This window comes from Streptomyces sp. NPDC005435 (assembly GCF_040703155.1).
Taxonomy (GTDB): domain Bacteria; phylum Actinomycetota; class Actinomycetes; order Streptomycetales; family Streptomycetaceae; genus Streptomyces.
Map to the genome: position 1 here is coordinate 20,747 of NZ_JBEXEQ010000017.1, position 6,484 is coordinate 27,230.

Genomic DNA, 6,484 nt, shown 5'->3' on the forward strand with positions numbered 1-6,484 from the left:
GAGGCTCGCGCGATGACCGCCGTCGAGGGCACGACGATTCAGATCCCGACGAAGGACGGCGTCGCCGACGCCTATCTCGTCCACCCGGCGGACGGAAAGCCGCACCCGGGCGTCCTCTTCTACCAGGACGCCTACGGGCTGCGGCCCCGGCTGCGGGAGATGGCCGGCCGGCTGGCCGCCGAGGGGTACACGGTCCTGGTGCCGAACGTGTTCTACCGTCGGGGGCCGGCCCCGGTCGTGGAGCTGCCCGAGTTCATCGACACGGAGGCCGATCCGTCCATCTGGCGGCGGCTCGGCCCGCTGGTCGGCTCGCTGAAGCCGGACCAGGCGGAGCGCGACGCGGACGCCTTCCTGGACCGGATGGCCGCCGATCCGCTGGTCGCGGACGGGCCGGTCGCGCTGGTCGGCTACTGCATGGGCGCCCGGCTCGCGCTGCGCACGGCGGCCACCCATCCGGACCGGGTCACCGCGGCCGCGGGCTTCCACGGCGGCAACCTGGCGACCGAGGAGCCCGACAGCCCCCACCTGGGCGCCGGGAACATCACGGCGGAGCTGTACTTCGGCCACGCCGACCAGGACCGCTCCCTGCCCAGGTCCCAGCGCGACCGCCTGGAGAACGCCCTCACCGAGGCGGGCGTCCGCCACACCGCCGAGGTCTACCCGGGCGCCACCCACGGCTACACCCAGTCGGACACGACGGCCTACGACGAGGAGGCCGACGAACGCCACTGGCGCGCCCTGCTGGACCTGCTGCGGCGAACCTTCTGACGTACCGTCAATTAAACGGCTGGACAAGGGAGTTACCCAACGTGTCCGACCGGAGCAATTGACAGTCCTCCGTTCCGCCCGCACTCTGAGAGCGCTCTCATGCAGGTACGGACCAATGTCCGTTCCGCCCCGATCCCCACACGGAGGTGGAGAGTTGACTCGAAGAATCCCGCGGTTCGCGACGAGCGCGGCGGCCGTGGCCGCCCTGGTCGGCGGGGTGGTCGTGTTCGGAGCCCCGCAGCAGGCCGTTGCGGCGGTGCCGGACACGATCCCGCTCCAGATCACCAACAACTCGGGCCGGGGTGACCAGGTCTACATCTACGACCTGGGCACCCAGCTGTCCTCGGGACGGCAGGGCTGGGCCGACGCGAACGGCGGCTTCCACGCCTGGCCCGCGGGCGGCAACCCGCCGACCCCCGCGCCCGACGCCTCGATCGCCGGGCCGGGACCCGGCCAGACGGCCACGATCCGGATACCGAAGTTCTCCGGCCGGATCTACTTCTCCTACGGCAAGAAGCTCGACTTCCGGCTCACCACCGGCGGTCTGGTGCAGCCGGCCGTGCAGAACCCCTCGGACCCCAACCGCGACACCCTGTTCAGCTGGTCCGAGTACACGCTCAACGACGGCGGCCTGTGGCTCAACAGCACGCAGGTCGACATGTTCTCGGCGCCGTACGCGGTCGGGGTGAAGCGCAGCGACGGGTCGACGGTCAGCACGGGTCACCTCAAGTCCGGTGGCTACACGAACGTGTTGAACACCCTGCGCGGCAAGTCCGGCTGGTCGGGCCTCGTCCAGACCCGCTCGGACGGCACCGTGCTGCGCGCGCTCTCCCCGCTGTACGGCGTGGAGACCGGGGCGCTGCCCTCCAACGTGATGGACGACTACGTCAACCGGGTCTGGCAGAAGTACTCCTCGCAGACCCTGACCGTCACACCGTTCACGGACCAGCCCAACACCAAGTATTTTGGCCGGGTTTCGGGCAACGTCATGAACTTCACCAACTCCTCCGGCGCGGTCGTGACCAGCTTCCAGAAGCCGGACGCGGGCAGCATCTTCGGCTGCCACAACCTGCTGGACGCGCCGAACGACCAGGTGCGGGGCCCCATCTCCCGTACCCTGTGCGCCGGTTACAACCGCTCCACCCTGCTCACCAACCCCAACCAGCCGGACTCCTCGGACGCCGGCTTCTACCAGGACGGGGTGACGAACCAGTACGCCAAGGCCATTCACTCCCAGATGGCCGACGGCAAGGCGTACGCGTTCGCCTTCGACGACGTCGGCAACCACGAGTCGCTCGTCAACGACGGCAACCCGCAGACGGCGTACCTCACGCTCGACCCGCTGAGCTGAGCGCACCCGACCCGCACACGACGCGGCCCCCGTGCACGGAAGGTTCCGTGCACGGGGGCCGCGTCGCGAGGTGCGCGGGTCAGCTGGTCGTGAGGGCGGTGTCGTCCACCACGAAGCTGGTCTGGAGCGAGGAGTCCTCGACCCCGTTGAACTTCAGGGTGACCGTCTGGCCCGCCAGCGAGGACAGGTCGAAGGTCTTCTGGGTGTAGCCCGAGGCCTTGTTGAGGTTCGAGTACGTGGCCAGCGTGGTCGAACCGGCGGTCACCGTCAGCTTGTCGTACTGCGTGCTGGTGGTGGTCTCCGCCGAGTCGATGTGCAGCCAGAAGGTGAGCGACGCCTTGCAGCCCGAGGGGATCGTCACCGACTGGGACAGCGTGTCGGTGTGCGAGGAGCCGTAGCCGTCGAGCCACGCCTTGTACGAACCGCCGTGGCTGGCCTGGCCGCTGTCGGTGGTGATGACGCCGCTGGTCGCGGTCCAGCCGGTGTTGCCGGACTCGAAGCCGGGGTTGGCGAGCAGCTGGGTCGCGGAGCAGCCGCCGCCGGTGGCGCTGACGGTCCAGGAGAAGGCCGCCGTGCCGGTCTTGCCCGCCGAGTCGGTGACCGTGACCGTGGTGCTGGAGGTGCCCGCCGTGGTGGGCGTGCCGGAGATCAGACCCGTCGAGCTATTGATGGACAGCCCGGCCGGCAGCCCGGAGGCGCTGTAGCTGAGCGCGCCGCTGTTGGTGCTGCTCGCCTGTATCTGGAGGCTGACCGCCTTGCCGACCGTGGCGGACTGGCTGCCCGGGTTCGTGACGGTCACGCCGTCCGCCGGCGGGTTGATGTGGCTGCCGACGTTGATCCCGGCGAACGCGTTGCCGACGGCCGCGTACTCGGCGGAGTTGGCGCCGTAGAGCGCGGTGGCCGCGTTCAGGGCGGCGGTGCGGGCGCCCGCGTAGTTGGTGCTGGACGTCATGTACGTCGTCAGCGCCTTGTACCAGATCTGGAGGGCCTTGTCCCGGCCGATCCCGGTGACGGCGACGCCGTCGGAGGTCGGGCTGTTGTAGGTGACACCGTTGATGACCTTGGTGCCACTGCCCTCGGAGAGCAGGTAGAAGAAGTGGTTCGCCGGGCCCGAGGAGTAGTGCACGTCGAGGCCGCCGAGGCTGGAGGACCAGCTGTCCTTGGACGCGCCGTCCTTGCTGGGCTTGTCCATGTAACGCAGCGGGGAGCCGTCGCCGTTGATGTCGATCTTCTCGCCGATGAGGTAGTCACCGGGGTCCGAGGTGTTGTTCGCGTAGAACTCCACGCCGGTGCCGAAGATGTCGGAGGTCGCCTCGTTCAACCCGCCCGACTCGCCGGTGTAGTTGAGCCCGGCGGTGTTCGAGGTGACGCCGTGGCTCATCTCGTGGCCCGCGACGTCCAGCGAGGTGAGGGCGTGGGTGTTGCCCGTGCCGTCGCCGTAGGTCATGCAGAAGCAGGAGTCGTCCCAGAAGGCGTTGACGTACCCGCTGCTGTAGTGGACCCGGCTGTAGGCGGCGACGCCGTCGTTGCGGATGCCGCTGCGGCCGAAGGTGTTCTTGTAGAAGTCCCAGGTCTCCTGGGCGCCGTAGGCCGCGTCGGCCGCGGCGGTCTGGGTGTCGGAGCCCGCGCCGGAGCCCCACACGTCGTCGGCGTCGGTGAACAGGGTTCCGGTGCCGGAGGTGCCCTTGTTCAGGTTGTACGTCTTGTGGCCGCCGCGCGTGGTGTCGTACAGCTGGTAAGTGGAGCCGGACAGCGTGGTGTTGAGGCTGACCGTGCCGCTGTACTGGGTCTTGCCGGTGCCGGTCTGGACCGCCTGGTAGCGGTACAGCTCCTTGCCGGTGGTGGCGTCGGTGACGACGTGCAGCTTGCTCGGCGTGCCGTCGTCCTGGAAGCCGCCGATCACGGACTCCCAGGCGAGCTTCGGGGTGCCGGAGCCGGCCCAGATCACCTTGCGCGCGCTGTCGGCGGCGGGCTTCTCCGCCTTCAGGGCCTTGGCGGCCTTGAGCGCGGTGGACCGGGCGGCGGACTTGGTGACGGCCGCGGTGGTGGAGGCGACCTTGATCGTCCGCTTGCTGTTGAACGTGGTGCTGACGGTGCCCGCGGCCAGGGAGGCGGGCGGGGTGTGCACCACGAGGTCGCCGCCGAGGACCGGCAGGCCCGCGTACGTGCGCTCGTAACGGGTGTGCACCGTACCGTCGTTGTCCTTGACGACGTCCCGGACGACCAGCTTCTCCTTGGCGCCGAGGCCGAGGGTGCGGGCGGTCCGGGAGACGTTGCCCTTGGCGCTCTTCAGGAGCGCGGCGTGCTGGGCGGGGCTGAGCTTGGCCTCCAGCGCGCCGGTGCGCAGCGAGCCGGGGTGGGGGGCGGCGGGCCGGGCTGCCGCGGGGTTCGCCTGGATGCCGACGGCCAGGAAGGCCGCGGTGGAGACCAGGGCGGCTCCGACCGTGGCGCCTCTGCGGGAAAGGCGTCCGTGGGGAAGGCGTCTCACTCGTACTCCTCCTGCTGCGGCCGCCGGGGGCGCGGCCGGTGACAGACCGGGCAGACGGGTGTGCTGCCCGGGCGAGCTGAGCTGTGCGGGACCGTGCTGTGCGACGAGAGGTGAAGCGTGAAGAGCGTGGGAAGGATGTGCGTACCGGGCGAGAATGGCACCGTTGACCAGCACATGTCATCCACGGAGCGGGCAACCGAGGGTTTTCCCTAGGGCTCGCAAAGCGGCCGTAACATATGGGTGATCCTCAAACCTCTGTCGGCAAAGCCTCGTTGACGACTCGTCAAAGAAAAGGCAAGACAGGTGAGGACGGGACGGCGGTCAGGCTCGGCGCGCGGCCGGTGACTGGGCGAGGCGCCGCAGGGCATCCTCGGAGGAGCTGCCCGGCCGGGCCGTCCAGACGACGATGTGCTGGTCGGGCGCGGTGGAGCTGGTCAGCGTGTCCCAGTCGAGGACGAGGATGCCGGCCACGGGATGGCGGAACACCTTGCTCCCGGTCCCCTGGACGGCGACCTCGCGCGCCTGCCACCAGCGCTGGAAGTCGCTGTAGGCGGACATCCGGGCCAGCAGCGCGCGCAGCCGGGGGTCGTCGGGGCGGCGGGCGGTGTGCATCCGCAGATACGCCACGCAGGAGCGGGCCCCGGCGCGCCAGTCGTCGTAGCGGGCGCGCATCTCGGGGTCGGAGAAGAGCAGCCAGACGTAGTTGCGGTCCCGCTCGGGGTGGCGGCCGAAGTCGGTGAAGAGGGCGGCGGCGAGCCGGTTCCAGGCCAGCACGTCCATGGTGCCGGACAGGACCAGGGCCGGTGATCCGGTCAGCTGGTCCAGGAGCCTGCGGGTGTGCGGGGCGACGGCGCGGCCCGGCCCCGGGGAGGGGTCGAACGGCGTCCGTCCGGCCAGCCCGAACAGATAGGCCCGCTGGTCGCCGCTGAGCCGCAGGGCACGGGCGAGCGCGTCGAGGACGGGTGCCGAGGCCCGCATCCGGCCCTGCTCGACCCGGGTGTAGTAGTCGGTGCTGATCGACGCCAGCCGGGCGACCTCCTCACGGCGCAGCCCCGCCACCCGGCGCGGGGTGCCGGTGTCGGGCAGTCCCACCTGCGCCGGGTCCAGCTCGGCCCGGCGCGTCCGCAGGAAGGTACCGAGCTCCTTGGGGTCGCCGCTGACGCCGCTCATGCCTCCAGTGTGGCAGCGCGGGGCGCGGTACGCGGGGTCGGACGGGGCGGGGACGCGGGGGCCCGCCGTGACACGAAGACCGAGGGCCCGCCGGGGCGCGGGGCGGGGGACCCACCCGGCGCACGGGGGCTGGGGACCCGTCCGGGGCACGGGGGCTAGGGCCCCCGGGGCACAGGACCGAGGGCCCGCCCGGGGCACGGGGCCGGGGAACCTACCCGGGGCACGGGGGCCGAGGATTCGCCCGACGCACGAGGGCCGAAGACCCGCCCGGGGCACGGGGGCAGGGAACCCGCCGGGGCGCGAAGGCCAAGGACGCGCCCGGCGCACGGGGGTCGAGGACCGTCCGGCGCACGGGGGCCTAGAGCCCACCCGGGACACGGCGCCAGGGACCCGCCGGGGCGCGAAGGCCAAGGACGGCGCCGGGCACACGGGGGCCGAGGACCGCCCGGCGCACTGCGCCAGGGACCCGCCGAGGCGCGAAGGCCAGGGCCCCACCCAGGGCACGGGGGCCAAGGACCCACCCGGGGCACGGAGGTCGAGGACCCACCCGGGGCACGGAGGTCGAGGACCCACCCGGGGCACGGAGGTCGAGGACCCACCCGGGGCATGGGGGTCGAGGGCTCACCCAGTCACGGGGGAGGGCAGGAAACCCGCCGGGGCGCGAAGGCTGGGGACCCACCCGGCGCACGAGGGGTGCAGGGAACCCG

General features: G+C 71.5%; 4 protein-coding genes. 2 read left to right on the forward strand and 2 right to left on the reverse strand.

Annotation, left to right across the window (positions count from 1 at the left end):
* Window positions 1-12 precede the first annotated feature (12 nt).
* Both AB0898_RS21945 and AB0898_RS21950 read left to right on the forward strand, forming a co-directional pair.
* Complete coding sequence (locus tag AB0898_RS21945) at window positions 13-768, forward strand: dienelactone hydrolase family protein (protein WP_366804633.1); 756 nt, start codon at window positions 13-15, stop codon at window positions 766-768.
* Window positions 769-883: 115 nt separating this feature from the next.
* The gene (locus tag AB0898_RS21950; RefSeq protein ID WP_407078384.1) at window positions 884-2,119 is read left to right on the forward strand and encodes a glycoside hydrolase family 64 protein; all 1,236 of its coding nucleotides are present in this window, start codon (window positions 884-886) and stop codon (window positions 2,117-2,119) included.
* A 79-nt stretch (window positions 2,120-2,198) separates the two neighbouring features.
* Here AB0898_RS21950 and AB0898_RS21955 read toward each other — a convergent pair whose 3' ends face one another.
* Entirely contained in the window at window positions 2,199-4,607 is a 2,409-nt protein-coding gene (locus AB0898_RS21955) for a M4 family metallopeptidase (protein ID WP_366804634.1), read from the reverse strand.
* 321 nt (window positions 4,608-4,928) lie between these two features.
* On the reverse strand, window positions 4,929-5,777 hold the full coding sequence (locus AB0898_RS21960; RefSeq protein WP_366804635.1) for a helix-turn-helix transcriptional regulator: 849 nt from the start codon (window positions 5,775-5,777) through the stop codon (window positions 4,929-4,931).
* Between the last annotated feature and the right edge of the window lie 707 nt (window positions 5,778-6,484).